Source organism: Streptococcus suis, assembly GCF_002960425.1.
GTDB classification, from domain to species: domain Bacteria; phylum Bacillota; class Bacilli; order Lactobacillales; family Streptococcaceae; genus Streptococcus; species Streptococcus suis_S.
Genome location: NZ_POIZ01000040.1, coordinates 1 through 585 on the forward strand (window position 1 = coordinate 1; position 585 = coordinate 585).

Below are 585 nucleotides of genomic sequence, written 5' to 3' on the forward strand. Positions count from 1 at the left end.
AAAAAACGAGCAATTCCAATTAGGAGTTGCTCGTTTTCCATTTCATGCTTTATAATTATAATAACGACAAAACAACTAGAAAGGCATGAAAATGTATAAACAGTATAACACAAATCAGCTTAGTTTGGAATTAAATATTGCTTGGGACTTACCTGCAACGCATAAGGCTCGTCTGATTAGTCAGTTTGTGGATACTATTCCTCAATCCGTTCTATTGGAAGAAACTTCCCATACTGGTCGTCCAGCCTTTCATCCAGCTATGTTGCTTAAAATGACCCTGTTTGCCTACGCTCGTCAGGTATTCTCTGGTCGGAAAATCGTTCAAATGAATGAAGAAGTTATTCCTATGAAATGGCTGAGTCAGGATACCTATGTCTGTTATCGGACCATAAACAGTTTTCGGGCTAGCACACACGCCAATCAGCTCATCAAAACTGCCTTCATCTACTTCACTCTCCTCCTCAGAGAGAATGGATTGATTGAAGATGAGGCCCTCTTCATTGACGGGACCAAGGTAGAAGCTGATGCCAACAAGTATTCTTTCACGTGGAAAAAGGCCGTTGAACGCTATGAAGATGCCTTGAA

1 protein-coding gene is annotated in these 585 nt (G+C 40.9%); it reads left to right on the top strand.

The window, feature by feature from the left end:
- Positions 1-91 precede the first annotated feature (91 nt).
- Positions 92-585 (top strand): transposase (locus C1G57_RS04890; protein WP_161941106.1); only part of this gene is annotated, 494 nt, incomplete at its 3' end.